18 protein-coding genes and 1 tRNA gene are annotated in these 15,369 nt (G+C 70.5%); 17 read left to right on the top strand and 2 right to left on the bottom strand.

All coding sequences use genetic code 11. The features are described 5' to 3' along the window. The first annotated feature begins 81 nt into the window (after positions 1-81). The 7 genes from G6R13_RS00680 (at position 82) to G6R13_RS00645 (ending at position 5,245) form a co-directional block, all read left to right on the top strand. Positions 82-513: a DUF3052 domain-containing protein gene (locus G6R13_RS00680; RefSeq protein ID WP_036340159.1), complete on the top strand. Its 432-nt coding sequence runs from the start codon at positions 82-84 to the stop codon at positions 511-513. Next, positions 506-1,012 carry a redoxin domain-containing protein gene (locus G6R13_RS00675; RefSeq protein ID WP_159833075.1) on the top strand — a complete coding sequence of 169 codons (507 nt, stop codon included), beginning with the start codon at positions 506-508 and terminating at the stop codon, positions 1,010-1,012. Before G6R13_RS00680 ends, G6R13_RS00675 begins: the two co-directional genes overlap by 8 nt. 15 nt (positions 1,013-1,027) lie before the next feature. Continuing rightward, positions 1,028-1,101 (top strand) — tRNA-Val (locus G6R13_RS00670). Positions 1,102-1,187: 86 nt separating this feature from the next. After that, positions 1,188-2,015: an AzlC family ABC transporter permease gene (locus G6R13_RS00665; RefSeq protein WP_236557135.1), complete on the top strand. Its 828-nt coding sequence runs from the start codon at positions 1,188-1,190 to the stop codon at positions 2,013-2,015. Next, positions 2,012-2,362, top strand: a complete 351-nt coding sequence (locus tag G6R13_RS00660) for an AzlD domain-containing protein (protein ID WP_163720862.1) — start codon at positions 2,012-2,014, stop codon at positions 2,360-2,362. The genes G6R13_RS00665 and G6R13_RS00660 overlap by 4 nt, the downstream gene beginning before the upstream one ends. A gap of 386 nt (positions 2,363-2,748) precedes the next feature. Next, positions 2,749-3,756: an IS481 family transposase gene (locus G6R13_RS00650; RefSeq protein ID WP_163720861.1), complete on the top strand. Its 1,008-nt coding sequence runs from the start codon at positions 2,749-2,751 to the stop codon at positions 3,754-3,756. A 262-nt stretch (positions 3,757-4,018) separates the two neighbouring features. Then, on the top strand, positions 4,019-5,245 hold the full coding sequence (locus tag G6R13_RS00645; RefSeq protein WP_159833085.1) for an AAA family ATPase: 1,227 nt from the start codon (positions 4,019-4,021) through the stop codon (positions 5,243-5,245). A gap of 127 nt (positions 5,246-5,372) precedes the next feature. Here the strand turns inward: G6R13_RS00645 and G6R13_RS00640 are convergent, their stop codons facing one another. Continuing rightward, a complete protein-coding gene (locus tag G6R13_RS00640) occupies positions 5,373-6,131 on the bottom strand; it encodes a hypothetical protein (protein ID WP_236557136.1) in 759 nt (252 codons plus the stop codon). A gap of 124 nt (positions 6,132-6,255) precedes the next feature. After that, complete coding sequence (locus G6R13_RS00635) at positions 6,256-7,263, bottom strand: IS481 family transposase (protein ID WP_163720860.1); 1,008 nt, start codon at positions 7,261-7,263, stop codon at positions 6,256-6,258. A gap of 126 nt (positions 7,264-7,389) precedes the next feature. Between G6R13_RS00635 and G6R13_RS00630 the strand changes: the two genes are divergently transcribed. The 10 genes from G6R13_RS00630 (at position 7,390) to trpA (ending at position 15,369) form a co-directional block, all read left to right on the top strand. Continuing rightward, complete coding sequence (locus tag G6R13_RS00630; RefSeq protein ID WP_036382784.1) at positions 7,390-7,653, top strand: phosphoribosyl-ATP diphosphatase; 264 nt, start codon at positions 7,390-7,392, stop codon at positions 7,651-7,653. 54 nt (positions 7,654-7,707) lie between these two features. Further along, entirely contained in the window at positions 7,708-8,556 is an 849-nt protein-coding gene (gene hisG, locus G6R13_RS00625; protein ID WP_036315380.1) for an ATP phosphoribosyltransferase, read from the top strand. A gap of 46 nt (positions 8,557-8,602) precedes the next feature. After that, positions 8,603-9,373 carry an imidazole glycerol phosphate synthase subunit HisF gene (gene hisF / locus G6R13_RS00620; RefSeq protein WP_049146869.1) on the top strand — a complete coding sequence of 257 codons (771 nt, stop codon included), beginning with the start codon at positions 8,603-8,605 and terminating at the stop codon, positions 9,371-9,373. A gap of 44 nt (positions 9,374-9,417) precedes the next feature. Next, positions 9,418-9,798, top strand: coding sequence for a phosphoribosyl-AMP cyclohydrolase (gene hisI / locus G6R13_RS00615; protein WP_010078764.1), 381 nt, complete (start codon positions 9,418-9,420; stop codon positions 9,796-9,798). Continuing rightward, a complete protein-coding gene (locus G6R13_RS00610) occupies positions 9,795-11,345 on the top strand; it encodes a chorismate-binding protein (RefSeq protein WP_049146872.1) in 1,551 nt (516 codons plus the stop codon). The genes hisI and G6R13_RS00610 overlap by 4 nt, the downstream gene beginning before the upstream one ends. Then, entirely contained in the window at positions 11,345-11,950 is a 606-nt protein-coding gene (locus tag G6R13_RS00605) for a Trp biosynthesis-associated membrane protein (protein ID WP_044658968.1), read from the top strand. The genes G6R13_RS00610 and G6R13_RS00605 overlap by 1 nt, the downstream gene beginning before the upstream one ends. Before the next feature lie 125 nt (positions 11,951-12,075). Then, positions 12,076-12,399, top strand: a complete 324-nt coding sequence (locus tag G6R13_RS00600; protein WP_010078761.1) for an HGxxPAAW family protein — start codon at positions 12,076-12,078, stop codon at positions 12,397-12,399. A 5-nt stretch (positions 12,400-12,404) separates the two neighbouring features. Then, entirely contained in the window at positions 12,405-13,211 is an 807-nt protein-coding gene (gene trpC / locus G6R13_RS00595; RefSeq protein ID WP_049146874.1) for an indole-3-glycerol phosphate synthase TrpC, read from the top strand. Between the two features lie 29 nt (positions 13,212-13,240). Further along, positions 13,241-14,566: a tryptophan synthase subunit beta gene (gene trpB / locus G6R13_RS00590; RefSeq protein WP_122054299.1), complete on the top strand. Its 1,326-nt coding sequence runs from the start codon at positions 13,241-13,243 to the stop codon at positions 14,564-14,566. After that, positions 14,563-15,369, top strand: a complete 807-nt coding sequence (gene trpA / locus G6R13_RS00585; protein ID WP_073116851.1) for a tryptophan synthase subunit alpha — start codon at positions 14,563-14,565, stop codon at positions 15,367-15,369. The genes trpB and trpA overlap by 4 nt, the downstream gene beginning before the upstream one ends.

The raw sequence follows: 15,369 nt of genomic DNA, 5'->3' as shown, positions 1-15,369 counted from the left end.
TCCACGGCGTATGGTGGTCATCATCACCCGCTCGACGGCGCGGGCCGCAGTGCCCGCCACCATCAAGGAGGACCGGACACTATGCAGGCTGGGTCGACGCCGACCTCGACGGACAGCGCCCTGCTGGCGGAGCTCGCCCTCTCGAGGGGCGACCTGGTGCAGGAGTGGGGGTACGACGACGACGTCGACGTCACCTTCCGCGACGCGCTCGAGGACGCGCTCGGCGAGGAGCTGCTGACCGAGGACGACCAGGAGCCGGCGGACGCGGTCCTCTTCTGGTGGCGCGCGGACGACGGCGACGTCATGGATCTCGCGGACGCCCTCGTGGACGCCCAGCGCTCCCTCGATGCCGGCCCCGTCTGGATCATGACCCCCCGCAAGGGGCGCCCCGGCCACGTCAGCCCGGCGGACGTCGCCGAGGCCGCCTCCACCGCGGGCCTGCACGCCACCACCGGGGCCGGTGCCTCCGAGGACTGGGCCGCTCAGAAGCTCGTCCAGAAGCGCGGTGGCTGAGCCCCCGTCCGGCGGGACGCGGGGCGCCGACGTCGTCCCCGCGCTGCGCGACGACCACGGCCAGACGTGGCCGTGGCCGCCGACGCGCGGGCCCCAGGACGCCGCCGGGCCGCGGGGCACGTGGCTCGTCTTCCTGCCCGGGGCGTTCACGCCGGTGTGCACGGACGAGCTCGGCTGGATCGGGGCGCTCGCCGAGGACGTGGCGGTCGACGATGTGGCTGTCCGCGTGGTCTCGTGTGATGCCGCCCCCGTGCTGCGCCGCGTCCGCGAGGAGCTGGCACTGCCGGAGCCGCTCACCCTGCTCTCCGATTTCTGGCCCCACGGCGCGGCCTGCCGTGCCCTCGACGTCTTCGACGTGGAGACCGGGCGGCCCCGCCGCGTCTCCGTGCTGCTCGACGCGGACGGGGTCGAGGTCGCGCGCGTGGTCGCCGCCCCGGGACAGGCACGCACCCGGGGCGAGCACGAGGCGGCGACGCGCGACCTGCTCGCTCACCGGTAGCCTGGACGGACACCGGCACCTGTAGCTCAGTTGGTCAGAGCATCTCGTTTACACCGAGAGGGTCGGGGGTTCGAGTCCCTCCGGGTGCACCGATCGCGCGGCCATGACATGGCGTGACACCCCGCCCCGTCATGTCGCTGGCCCGCCGAGCGCGTGTGAGACCATGCTCACCATCATGAGCTCCTCGACAGAGTCCTTGCGCGCCCCCGTTACGCCCTCGCGGTGGGCCGAGGCGCGCTCCGGCGTCGCCGTGACGCTGGGCGCCGGCCTCGGCCTGTTCCCGCTGGGCATGGCCTTCGGGATGCTCGTGGTCCAGGCCGGGCTGCCCGCGTGGGTCGCACCCCTGTTCTCCGTGGTCGTGTTCGCCGGGTCCGTCGAGCTGCTGCTCGTCTCGCTGGTGGTGGCGGGCACCCCGCTGCTCACGATCGCCGTGACGGTGTTCCTGGTGAACTTCCGCCACGTGTTCTATGCGTTCAGCTTCCCGCTGCGCGTGGTCCGGGGGCGCTTCGCGCGGATCTACTCGATGGGCGCCCTGATCGACGAGGCCTACGCCATCGCCGCCGCCCAGCCCCGCGGCTGGACCGGCCCCCGACTGGTCGCCATGCAGGTCGCGCTGCATGCGTACTGGGTGCTCGGGGGCCTCGCCGGGGTGGCCGTGGCCTGGCTGCTGCCCGGACCGGTGGAGGGCCTGGAGTTCGCGCTCGTCGCCCTCTTCATCGTGCTCGCCATGGACGCCGCCCGCACGCGGGCCCAGCTGCCCCTCGTGCTGGCGGCCGCGGTCGCCGTCGGGGTGGCCCTGCTGCTGGCGCCGGCGCAGGTGCTCGTCGTCGCCTTCGCCCTCTACGCCGCGGTGCTGATCGCGTTCCACGTGCTCGCCGCACGCGGGACCGCCCTGCCGCTGCCCGAGCCCGTGCCCGTCACCGGACCGGTGCCCGTCGTCGCCGCGACGGGGGAGCGGGCCGGCACGGATGCCGAGCCCGGCGCCGGGGAGGACCCCCGATGACCGGCGCCGCGTACCTGGTGGCCGCGGCCGTCGTCGCGGGCCTCGTGACCTTCTGCCTGCGCGCGTTGCCGTTCGCCCTGCTGCAGCCGTTGCGGGAGTCCGTGCTCGCCGCGCGGCTGGCGGTGTGGATGCCCGCCGGCGTGCTGACCATCCTGGCCCGGGTGATGCTGCTCGACGCCGCGGCGCTGGCCCCCGGAGAGCCCGTGGACGGGGTGCGGGTGGCCCACGCGGTGATCGCGGCGGCGGTGACAGTCGTCGTGCATCTGCTGGCCGGGCGGCGGACCCTGGTCTCGATCGCGGCCGGCACGCTGGCCTACGTGCTGTTGGTCAACCTGGCCGTAGCCTGATTACACTCCGTCGTAATGATCGTCACAGTGGCTTCTGTGTATTTCGGTCCCTTTGCCAGGAGTTGAAGCCCGCTGGTTTTCCAAGGAGTGTGCGTTGCGACTAAAGAGCCTGAGGATAAGAAACTATAGGACGATTGGTGAAGACCAGATTATTGATCTCCCCTTGAGTGCCACCATCGTCGGCCCGAACAGTACGGGAAAGACGAATATTTTGAATGCGATCAGGATGTTCTATACGGGTTATGGAAACCAGTATGGATACAGCCGTGCTAGCTGTTGTGGGTCATGAGGTTCTTGCCACGGGGTACGGGCTGAGATGAGACGAGCGGGCCCCTGCCGCAGGATGGAAGTTCCTCAACAACCCACCTGCCAGAAGAGACCCGCTCATGACTCACGCTAACGCACCCCTGACCCCCACTGGCCGTCTCAGGATGGTCCACCGCCACCTGCACGACGGGATCCCGCAGGCGCACGTGGCCGCCGAGTTCCGGGTGAGCCGGCCCACGGTGGCCACCTGGGTGGCCCGCTACCGCGCCGAGGGCGAGGCCGGGCTGCTCGACCGGCCCAGCCGTCCGCGCCGTTCACCTGCCCAGCTCGACCCCGAGGTGGTGGCCCAGATCCAGACCCTGCGTCGCAGGGAGAAGTGGTCAGCCCGCCGCATCCATCACCACCTCGTCTCTGAAGGCCACCAGCTGTGCCTGCGCACTGTGGGCAGGTGGCTGCACCGACTGGGCATCTCCCGGTTGCCAGACCTCGCGCCCACGGGTGAGGACCTGCGCCAACGACCGCAGAAGATCACCGCCCGCGGCCCGGGGCACATGGTGCACCTGGACGTGAAGAAGATCGGGAAGATCCCTGACGGGGGCGGCTGGCGTGCTCACGGACGTGAAAGTGAAGCAGGCCGTGCTTCCAAGCGTGGTGCAGGCCGGCGGGTCGGGTACACCTATCTGCACTCGGCGATCGACGGGTTCACCCGCCTGGCGTACACCGAGGCGTTGGAGGACGAGCGGGCGGCCACGACCGTGAGCTTCTACTGCCGGGCGAGGGCGTTCTTCGCCGCCCACGGCATCACCGTGGACCGGGTGATCACGGACAACGGAAACAACTACCGGGCTGCGGACTTCACCGCCAAGGTGGTCTCGCTCGGGGGCCGGCATCACCGGATCCGGCCCTACACCCCGCGCCATAACGGGAAGGTGGAGAGGTACAACCGGCTGATGGTCGATGAGGTCCTCTACGCCCGCCCGTATACCTCAGAGACAGCTCGGCGTGAGGCGCTGGCCGTGTGGGTGAACCACTACAACTACCATCGGCCTCATACCTCCTGCGGGAACGCCCCGCCGGCCTCGTTGGCCCCGGCCCGAGTCAACAACGTCATGCCCTCCTACAGCTAGCGACCTGACGTTTGGCTCTGGCTCCGCTCAGACAACACTAACCGCGACGTTTCAGTTCACTGGAGCAGAGGATGCTGAAGTATTTGCAAAATATGATCAACTCTTCTCTCTTTATGACCCGCCAAGAAGCCGAGATATCGATGAAATTGTTCTCCAGTTGATCTTTTCCAGGAATGATAATCCGGTCTACAGACTATCGTCCGATTCAACAACCCGGGTTCCTCGAGAAAATAGCGCGCGCCACTCTCAGCTTTTAAAGGAGGTGGTAGAAAGTGTTATTGAAAGTACCAGCATACATTTCATTCCGTCTTCGAATAGCAGTGAAGATATTTTTAGAGAGCATATCTCACCCATGGTGAAAAGTGCTATAGCGAGGGAACTGTCATCGGAGATTGATGCGATCCAACTCGCATTGAAAAATGTGTCTCAAAAGCTGACAAGTATTGTCTGCTCTGCGGGCTTGGAAGGCTACGAGGTCGATTTCGGTTTGCCCGGACATATCCCGGGAGCTTTTTTGGCTGACATGGACTTCTACCTTTCCGATCCTGCTCGAACATCAACGTTCATGAAAGGTCGCGGAATTCAGGCACTGGCGATGCTTTCGTGTTTTGTGTGGATTGCCGAGAAGGAAAAAGAGGCGGGTCTCAACTCCCTGTGGTTAATTGAGGAACCCGAATCATATCTTCATCCCGATCTATATGGGACTGCTCTTGGGCTTCTCAGCTCCCTGGAGCTGAATGGACAGGTGGTTCGAACGACTCACGATCTAACAATGGTTCCGAGGACTGAGTGGTCCATTGCGGCGACTGACCTAGATAAGAGTGGCCATACGCGTGTGCGACGGTTCTCGACCAGCCGAGAAGCTACGGACGTCCTTCGCGGGTCGCTGGGCGTCAAGTTTGGCGACTTTTTTGGATTGTCAACCGTAAATATTTTTACAGAAGGCCGTTCTGATATTGAAATGATTCGCTGGGCAGTCAAGGTGCTTGGATCCAGCAACTACCCCGAACTGGATCGTGCAGACTTCCGCTCTTTTGACGGTGTAAAGAATCTGGAAGGATTTCTGCATGCTAACTACGCTCACATTCGGCCAGAGACAGTAGCAATCTCAGTCTTTGACGGCGACGAAGCGGGCGTTCGTGCTGTTAAAGCGTTGGCTGGTCACTTGGGAAGGATCGGGTCTGGGTTCGATCCAAACGCAGATTACGTGACCGTGCGAAACGGGTTCGCTATCGAAGGTTTATTTCCTGACGAATTTCTTCGAGAGCTTCACTCCGAACATCCATCTTGGTTTCGTCACTTTATCGTTGATGCGTCGGACGAAGTAACGGCAATCGACTTTGAAGATTCCAAAAAGAAGCAAGCCGGTGCGTGGCTACGCGACCGGGCGGAGCAATCCTCTGATTTGGACGAGTGGGCGACGCGGTGGCGGACACTTTTGAGTGCACTCGAAAGGGCGATCTGCACATGGCGCCCTGGCCGTCGATGATGGGGCTCGCTGATGGCCGAGGTACTGGTTTTCCGCAGCCCCTGCTTGCGCCTGGTGAGGTAGTCGTTCGTAGTTGCTTCTAAACACTCGGTGGGTTGTCGCCCCGCGAGGCTGGGCCAGCGGGCTCTCATCTCGACTTCCGCCGGCACGCGCGCCTAGGTCTTATTAACCAGCCTGACCTGAGCGAGTTCGCCGCGGCTCTCCGTCTTCCCTGCAAGGCGGGTTGTCGTGTCGCGAAGCCGGGCCGCGGGACCAGCCCCACTCGACCAGCGTTTCGTGGATGGGGCACCGTGCCCTGTGCGGTATCTGCTCCCGACGGCGGCGGGGCGGGTTCGCCCAGGCGTTCGGCCCACGCGCGGGTCGCCGCGGCGAGGCGGCGGCCGTAGGCGGTGACGTCGGCGTCGAGCGTGCCGGTGTTGTAGACCGTCCCCGCCCGGGCGATCCCCTCCGCGGAGAGGTCGCCGCGCAGGTGCCCGCGCAGGATCTCCAGCCCGAAGGCCAGGTTGTCCTCCGGCTCCCACAGGCGGAGGCCGCGCTCCGCCGCCTGCGCGAAGTACGGCGGCCACGTGATCTGCGCGGGCCCCACGCCGTTGGACGTCTCCCCCTGCGCCACCCGGGCCACGAGCTCCTCGTAGCGCTCACGGGTCACGGGGACGTCCGTCCCGCGCGGGGCGCTGTGCACGCCGCCGGCGTCGTGGCCGAAGACGTTCCGGCCACCGGACTCGAGCTCGGCCAGGGCCGCCGCCACCGGGAGGGGCACGTCCGCCCGGCGTGCGGCGGCCACGATCGCCGCGGCGTTGTCGAGGTGCCGGCCGAGCGTCGCCGTCGGGTCGGACGAGCGGTCGCGTGCGGGGCGGCGGGTGAGGAGGTCGCGGAGCAGGCCCATCGGCCCACCCTCCCGCAACGCGGGTTGAGTTGTCGCGGGTGACGGGCCCGCGCACCCGCGACAACTCAACCCGGGATGCGGGGCAGGGGCCGGGCGGCGGCGCGTCGTCGGCGTCCGGGGCGCACTAGGTGTAGGAGGGCATGACGTTGTTGACTCGGGTCGGGGCCAGTGAGGCCGGCGGGGCGTCTCCGCAGGAGGTATGAGGCCGATGGTAGTTGTAGTGGTTCACCCACACCGCCAGGGCCTCACGCCGAGCTTGCTCTGAGGAGTACGGGCGGGCGTAGAGGACCTCATCGACCATCAGCCGGTTGTAGCGTTCGACCTTCCCGTTATGGCGCGGGGTGTAGGGKCGGATCCGGTGGTGCCGGCCCCCGAGCGAGACCACCTTGGCGGTGAAGTCCGCAGCCCGATAGTTGTTCCCGTTGTCCGTGATCACCCGGTCCACGGTGATGCCGTGGGCGGCGAAGAACGCCCGCGCCCGGCAGTAGAAGCTCACGGTCGTGGCCGCCCGCTCGTCCTCCAACGCCTCGGTGTAGGCCAGGCGGGTGTACCCGTCGATCGCCGAGTGCAGGTAGGTGTAGCCGACCCGTCGGCCAGGCCCGCGTTTGGCTGCTCGCGCGTTCTCGGAGTCCCGTCCGTGAGCACGCCAGCCTCCCCCCTCGGGGATGCGTCCGATTTTCTTCACGTCCAGGTGCACCATGTGCCCCGGGCCGCGGGCGGTGATCTTCTGTGGTCGTTGGCGCAGGTCCTCACCCGTGGGCGCGAGGTCTCGCAACCGGGAGATGCCCAGCCGGTGCATCCACCTCCCCACGGTGCGCAAGCACAGCTGGTGGCCTTCGGAGACGAGGTGGTGATGGATGCGCCGGGCGGACCACTTCTCGGCCCGGCGCAGGGCCTCCAGCTCGGCCACGATCGCGGGGTCGAGCCGGGCAGGTGAGCGATGGGGCCGGCTCGACCGGTCTTGCAGTCCTGCCTCGCCTTCGGCGCGGTAGCGGGCGACCCAGGTGGCCACCGTGGGCCGACTGACGCGGAACTCGGCGGCCACGTGTGCCTGCGGGATCCCGTCGTGCAGGTGGCGGTGGACCATCCTGAGACGGCCGGTGGGGGTCAGGGGTGCGTTAGCGTGAGTCATGAGTGGGTCTTTTCGGGCAGGTGGGTGGTGTAGGAACTTCCATCCTGCGGCAGGGGCCCGCTCGTCTCATCTCAGCCCGTACCCCGTGGCAAGAACCTCATGACCCACAACAGCTAGGGTGGTCCCGTGAAGACCTTCGACGAGCTGTACGCGGAACTGACGCGCAAGGTGCAGGAGCGCCCCGAGGGCTCCGGCACCGTGGCCCAGATCGACGCCGGCGTCCATGCGATCGGCAAGAAGGTCGTCGAGGAGGCGGCCGAGGTCTGGATGGCCGCCGAGTACGAGTCGGATGAGGCCGCCGCCGAGGAGATCTCGCAGCTGCTGTACCACGTGCAGACCATGATGATCGCCCGCGGCATCAGCCTTGACGACGTCTACCGCCACCTCTGAGGCCGCCGGCCCCGTTCCCCGCCCGCCCCACCGCATCCCCGAGGAGACCGACGCGTGCTGCGCATCGCCGTGCCCAACAAGGGCGCCCTGTCCGAGTCCGCCCGTGAGATCCTGACCGAGGCCGGCTACCGGCAACGCCGGGACTCCCGCGAGCTCGTCCTCGTGGACCCCGAGAACAACGTCGAGTTCTTCTACCTGCGTCCCCGGGACATCGCCGTCTACGTCGGCCAGGGCACCCTCGACGTCGGCCTGACCGGCCGCGACCTGTTCTGCGACGCGCAGGTGGGGGACACCGCCGAGGAGATCATGGCGCTCGGCTTCGGCCGCTCCGTGTTCCGTCTCGCTGCCCCCGTCGGCTCCTTCACCTCCGCCGAGCAGCTCGCCGGCAAGCGCATCGCCACGAGCTACGACGGCCTGCTCTCCGACTACCTGGCCCGCACCGGCCTGGACGCCACGGTGGTCCACCTCGACGGCGCCGTGGAGTCCTCCGTCAAGCTCGGCGTGGCGGACGCGATCGCCGACGTCGTGGAGACCGGCAGCACTCTGCGCGCCGCCGGCATGGAGGTCTTCGGCGAGCCCATCCTCGACTCGGAGGCCGTGCTGATCGGCCGCGCAGGGGAGCGCCCCGAGGGCCTCGACGTGTTGCTGCGCCGCCTCAAGGGCGTGCTCGTGGCCCGCCGCTGGGTCATGATCGACTACGACATCCGCCGTGACCTGCTGGAGGCGGCCACCGCGGTCACCCCGGGGCTGGAGTCACCGACGGTCTCCCCGCTGCGGGACGAGACGATGGTCGCCGTGCGCTCCATGGTCCGCAAGCCGGACGCCAACCGCGTCATGGACGAGCTGTACGCCCTGGGCGCCCGCGGCATCCTGATCTCCGCGATCCACGCGATCCGCCTCTGACGGCCCGCGCCGTCCCGCCCGAGCCCCCCGAGACGAAGGAGCCGACGTGAGCCTCGCCGTGCGTGTCATCCCCTGCCTGGACGTGGACGCCGGGCGCGTGGTCAAGGGCGTGAACTTCGAGAACCTGAGGGACGCGGGCGACCCGGTCGAGCTCGCTCGCCGCTACAACGCCGCGGGCGCCGACGAGATCACGTTCCTCGACGTCACCGCCTCCACCTCGGACCGCGCCACGACCTACGACGTCGTGACCCGCACGGCAGAGGAGGTCTTCATCCCGCTGACCGTGGGCGGCGGCGTGCGCACCGTCGAGGACGTGGACCGGCTGCTGCGCACGGGGGCGGACAAGGTCTCCGTCAACACCGCGGCCGTGGCCCGGCCCGAGGTGATCACGGAGATCACCCGGCGCTTCGGGTCCCAGGTCCTCGTGCTCTCCCTCGACGCCCGGCGCACGGAGGACCCGGGATGCGCTTCCGGCTATGAGGTCACCACCCACGGCGGCCGCCGGGGCACCGGCATCGACACCGTCGCCTGGTGCCGGGAGGCCTCCGAGCGCGGGGTGGGGGAGATCCTGCTCAACTCGATCGACGCGGACGGCACGCGCGAGGGCTTCGACCTGGAGATGATCCGGGACGTGCGCGCCGTGACGCGCGTGCCGCTGATCGCCTCCGGCGGCGCCGGCGAGCCCGAGCACTTCCCACCCGCCGTCGCGGCCGGTGCGGACGCGGTGCTCGCCGCCTCCCTGTTCCACTTCGGCCCGGACGACATGCTCGCCCGCGTCAAGGACGCCCTGCGGCAGGCGGGGCACACCGTCCGCTGACCCCGGCGGCCACGCCCCGCTCCGGCTCCCTAGACTGGACCTCCATGAGCATCTCCCCGCCCGACGACCTCGTGGCCTCCGTGACCTTCGACGACCGGGGCCTGGTGCCCGCCATCGCCCAGCAGGAGGGCACCGGCGAGGTGCTCATGATGGCGTGGATGAACGCGGAGTCCCTGCGCGCGACGCTCGAGACCGGCTGGGCCACCTACTGGTCCCGCTCGCGCGGCGAGCTGTGGCGCAAGGGGGAGACCTCGGGCCACCTGCAGCGGGTGCGCGCGGTCCACGCGGACTGCGACGGCGACACCCTGCTGCTCACCGTGGACCAGACCGGCCCCGCCTGCCACACGGGCACCCGCACCTGCTTCACCGGCCGCGAGCTCGTCATGCCGCCGGCCGCCGTCGACCCTGAGGAGGCCGCCCGATGACCGCCGCCACCACTCCCTCCCGTGCGGAGTTCCTGCGTCTGGCGGACACCGCCCGCGTGATCCCCGTGGTCCGCACGGTGCTGGCGGACGGCCTCACGCCGCTGGCGATCCATCGGCGCCTGGCCGGCTCCCGCCCCGGCACCTTCCTGATGGAGTCCGCCACCCCGGGCGCGGCGTGGTCCCGGTACAGCTTCATCGGGGCCGGCTCCGCCGTCACCCTGACCTCGCGGGACGGCGAGGCGCACTGGCAGGGCACCCCGCCCGAGGGGCTGCCCACGCAGGGCCGCGCCCTGGACGTGCTCGCGGCGTGCCTGCGCCTGCTGAGCACGGACGTGCGCGCCGAGGTCGGAGGCGTCCTGCCGCATCTCGTCTCCGGCATGGCCGGCTTCCTGGGGTGGAACACGGTCCGCGCGTGGGAGCGCCTGCCGCACCCGCCCGAGGACCACCTCGGCCTGCCCGACCTCGCGATGAACCTCGTCACCGACCTGGCCGTGCACGACGCCCTGGACGGCACCGTGACGCTGATCGCCAACGCGGTGAACGGCAACGGCCTGGCCACCGGCGCGGACCGCGCCTACGACGACGCGCTCGCCCGTCTGGACGCCATGGTCGAGCGCCTGACCGCCCCGGCCGCGGACCCGGTCAGCGACGTCCCGCGCCGCTGGCTCGAGGCGGACGCGGACGAGGTCGCCGCCCAGGCCGAGGACCGGTGGGGCGCCGAAGGCTTCCGGGAGGCCGTCGGGAAGGCCCAGCGGGCGATCCGCGACGGCGAGGTGTTCCAGGCCGTCGTCTCCCGCCGCCTCTCGGTCACCACGGACGCCACCGGTCTGGACGTGTACCGCGTCCTGCGCATGGTGAACCCGAGCCCCTACATGTACCTCTTCTCCTTCGAGACCCCGGACGGGGAGCCGTACGAGATCGTGGGCTCCTCGCCCGAGGCGCTCGTCACCGTGCGGGACCGCCGCGTGGTCACCCATCCGATCGCCGGCTCACGGCGGCGCGGGGCCACCGCGGAGGACGACCGCCTCCTCGGCAAGGACCTGCTGGAGGACGAGAAGGAGCGGGCCGAACACCTCATGCTCGTGGACCTCTCCCGCAACGACCTCTCGCGCGTGTGCCGCCCCGGCACCGTCGAGGTCACCCAGTTCATGGAGCTCGAGGCGTTCAGCCACATCCTCCACCTGGTCTCCCACGTGGAGGGCCGCATGCGCGACGATGTCGACGCGCTCGACGTCCTCCGCGCCGCCTTCCCCGCCGGCACGCTGTCCGGCGCCCCGAAGCCCCGCGCCCTGCAGCTGCTGGACGAGTGGGAGCCGACCGAGCGCGGGCCCTACGGCGGCGTCGTCGGCTACTTCGACCTGGCGGGCAACATGGACATGGCGATCAACATCCGCTCGGCCACGCTGCACCGCGGCCAGGCGCACGTGCAGGCCGGCGCCGGCATCGTCGCCGACTCCGATCCCGACGCCGAGACCGCCGAGACCGTCACCAAGGCGACGGCGCCGCTGCGGTCCGTGCTGACCGCGGGCGAGCTGGGGCAGGCGTGATGCGCCGCCGCACCGTGGTCCTCGCCGCGCTGGCCGCCGGCGGGCTCGTGCTGCTCACGGCGGGCCGCACCTGGGTGACCGCCACGGGCCTGTCCGGCGGGATCGCCTCCGAGGCGACGACGTCGGGCGGCGCCGCCGCGCCCGTCGCCACCGCCATGGCCCTGGTCGTGATGGCCGGTGCCCTCGCCCTGACCACCGCCCGGCGCCTCGGCGCCGTGATCGTCGGCGTGCTCATGGCGCTGGCTGGGGTCGTGATCGCCTCGACCTCGGTCACCGCCGCCCTGGATCCGGCGACGACGGCGGCCGCCGCGGTCGCCGACGCGACCGGGACCACTGCGCTCGCGCAGGACTACGCCGTGACGGCGTGGCCGTGGGTCGCGGCGGCCGGCGGCGTGCTCGCGGCGCTGTGCGGCGTCGTGGCGGCACTGGCGGGCCGTGGCTGGCGTTCGTCCCGGCGCTACGAGAAGGCGCCTGCGGCCTCCGAGCCCGGCCCGGCCGCCGCCGGGGAGCAGCCCGCGCAGTCCGCCCGCGAGGCGGCCCAGCGCCGGCGCGTGGACCAGATGGACGCGTGGGACGAGCTGTCCCGCGGCAACGACCCCACGTGAGCGCCCGTCTCTCGGACCGCCCCGCACCGCCCGGGTCGTCCCGGGTCACGCGGGCCCGGTCCCGTGCCCGCATGGCACAATGAGGGACAGTCGTCATGTACACCACGCACCAGTGAGGGACAGCCATGAGCCACACCGCGAACACCGCGCACACCGAGCCCACCACCCGTCGCGCCGCCCGCCGCGGCGCCGTCGAGGACGTCGTCGTCACCGAGGACGGCCTGGTGCTCAACGACCCGACCCACCTCGAGCTGCCGGGCCACGGCAACTCGCCCGGCGCGTGGGCCATGGTGGCGCTCGTGCTCGTCGGCTTCGTGGCCGGCTGCGTCGGCCTGCTCGCCGACTGGAGCGTCGTCGTGTGGATCGGGCTCGCCCTGATGGCCGTGGGCGTCGTCGTGGGCATCGTCGCCGGCAAGGCCGGCGCGGGTCGCGGCCAGCACGGTCACTGATCCGCGTGTCCGTCCTCCAGGAGATCATCGACGGCGTCCGCGAGGACCTCGAGCCACGTCGCCGTGCCCTGCCCGAGGCGCGCCTGGCCGAGCTGGTGGCCGCCGCCCCCGCGCCGCGTGACGCCCACGCGGCCCTGCACGGCGGACGCACCGACCCCGCGGGGATCCGGGTGATCTCCGAGGTGAAGCGGGCGAGCCCCTCCAAGGGCGCGCTCGCCGAGATCCCCGAGCCGGCCACCCTGGCCCGCGCGTACGAGCGCGGCGGCGCCAGCGCCGTCTCCGTGCTCACCGAGGCCCGCCGCTTCGGCGGCAGCCTGGCCGACCTGGACGCCGTGCGCGCCGCCGTCGATCTGCCGGTCCTGCGCAAGGACTTCACCGTCACCGAGTACCAGATCCACGAGGCCCGCGCCCACGGGGCCGACCTGGTCCTGCTGATCGTGGCCGCCCTCGACGACGCCGAGCTGGCCGGCTTCCTGCAGCTCACCGAGTCCCTGGGCATGCACGCCCTCGTGGAGGCCCACACGCCCGAGGAGATCGAGCGCGGCGTCGCCGCCGGCGCCCGCATCCTCGGCGTCAACGTGCGCAACCTCAAGACCCTGGACGTCGACCCGGCCCGCTACGCAGCGCTGGCCGACGGGCTGCCCGAGGACGTCGTCCGGGTCGCCGAGTCGGGCGTCGAGTCCGAGGAGCAGATCAAGGCCTACGCCGCCGCGGGCGCCGACGTCGTGCTCGTGGGCGAGGCCCTCGTGCGCCACGGCGCCCCCGAGGAGGCGCTGCGCGCGTTCCGCGCCGCGTCCCTCACCGTCCGCTGACCGAACCAGACCCGAGGAGCGTGGTCGCCATGAGCGCCGACCGTCCGAGCACCGAGCCCGCGATCGAGTTCGAGGGGCCCTATCAGGGTCAGGCCGGACCCTACTTCGGCGACTACGGCGGGCAGTGGATGCCCGAGTCCCTCATGGCCGCGCTGCAGGAGCTCACCCGCACCTACGAGCAGGCGCGGCAGGACCCCGCCTTCGAGGCCGAGCTGCGGACCCTGTTCCGGGACTACGTGAACCGGCCCTCCCTGCTGAGCGAGGTGCCGCGGTTCGCCGCGGACACCCCCGGGGTGCGCATCTTCCTCAAGCGCGAGGACCTCAACCACACCGGCTCGCACAAGATCAACAACGTGATCGGCCAGGCGCTGCTCGCCCGTCGCATGGGCAAGACGCGTCTGATCGCGGAGACCGGCGCCGGCCAGCACGGCGTGGCCACGGCGACGGCGGCCGCGCTGTTCGGCATGGAGTGCACCGTGTACATGGGGGAGGAGGACACCCGCCGCCAGGCCCTGAACGTGGCGCGCATGCAGATGCTCGGCGCCGAGGTGGTGCCCGTGGCGATCGGCGCCCGCACCCTGAAGGACGCGATCAACGAGGCCCTGCGGGACTGGGTCGCCTCCGTGGACAACACGCATTACCTGATGGGCACGGTCACGGGCCCGCACCCGTTCCCCGCCATGGTGCGCTACTTCCACTCCGTGATCGGCGAAGAGGCCCGCGAGCAGATCCTGGCGCAGGCCGGCCGCCTGCCGGACGCCGTCGCGGCGTGCGTGGGCGGCGGGTCCAACGCGATGGGCCTGTTCCACGGCTTCCTCGACGACCCTGAGGTGGAGCTCTACGGCTTCGAGGCCGGGGGCGAGGGCCTCGAGACCGGTCGCCACGCCGCGTCCATCACGCTCGGACGCACCGGCGTGCTGCACGGCGCCCGCACGTACCTGATGCAGGACGAGGACGGGCAGACGATCGACTCCCACTCGATCTCCGCCGGCCTGGACTACCCGGCCGTCGGCCCGGAGCACGCCTTCCTGCACGACACGGGCCGCGCCGTCTACGAGCCGGTCTCGGACACCGAGTGCATGGACGCCTTCCTCCGGCTCACGCGCACCGAGGGCATCACGCCCGCCATCGAGTCGGCCCACGCCCTGGCCGGTGCGCTGCGCCTGGCCCGCCGCTGGGCGGACGAGGGCCTCGTGGGGCCGGACGCCCCGGAGGGGGAGGAGCGGATCATCATCGTGAACCTCTCCGGCCGCGGGGACAAGGACGTCGCCACGGCGGCGGCCTGGTTCGGCCTCGGCACGGCCGCGGAGGAGAAGGACCCGCTCGAGGAGATGACCCCCGGAGAGGAGCAGTGACCGGCATGACCGTGCACTCCAAGACCGCCGCGGCCCTGGACGCCGCGAAGGCGGCCGGCCGCACCGGCCTCGTCGCCTTCCTGCCGGCCGGCTACCCGTCCGTGGACGAGTGCGTCGAGGCCGTCGTCGCCGCCGCGGAGAACGGCGCCGACGTCATCGAGCTGGGCCTGCCCTACACGGACCCCGTGATGGACGGCCCCGTGATCCAGGCCGCGACCCAGACGGCGCTGCAGGCGGGTTTCCGCGTGGCCGACGTCTTCGACATCATCCGACGGGTGACCCAGCGCACCGACGCCGCGGTGCTGGTGATGACCTACTGGAACCTCGTGGACCGCATGGGCGTCGACGAGTTCGCGCGCCGCCTCGCGGAGGCCGGGGGCGCCGGTCTCGTCACCCCTGACCTCGTGCCCGAGGAGGCCGGCGCCTGGATGGAGGCCTCGGACCGTCACGGCCTGGACCGCGTGTTCCTCACCGCGCCCTCGTCCACGGACGAGCGGGTGCGCCTCACCGTCGACTCCTCCCGCGGCTTCGTGTACGCCGTGTCGGTCATGGGCGTCACCGGCACCCGCGACGCGGTGTCCACCGTCGCCGAGACCGTGGTCCGCCGGGCTCAGGATGCCGGGGCGGAGCACGTGTGCGTCGGCCTCGGCGTCTCCCAGGCGGCGCACGTCCGCGAGATCGGCGCCTACGCCGACGGCGCGATCGTCGGCACGGCCCTGGTGCGCGCGCTGACGGACGGCGGGCCGCAGGCCGTGGGCACGCTGACCCGCGAGCTCGCCGCCGGCACGGTCCGAGAGGGCTGA

The organism is Micrococcus sp. Alg238-R198 (assembly GCF_900537135.1).
GTDB classification, from domain to species: domain Bacteria; phylum Actinomycetota; class Actinomycetes; order Actinomycetales; family Micrococcaceae; genus Micrococcus; species Micrococcus luteus.
Note: the sequence above shows the minus strand (reverse complement) of the source record. Positions and strands in the feature narration are given on the sequence as shown.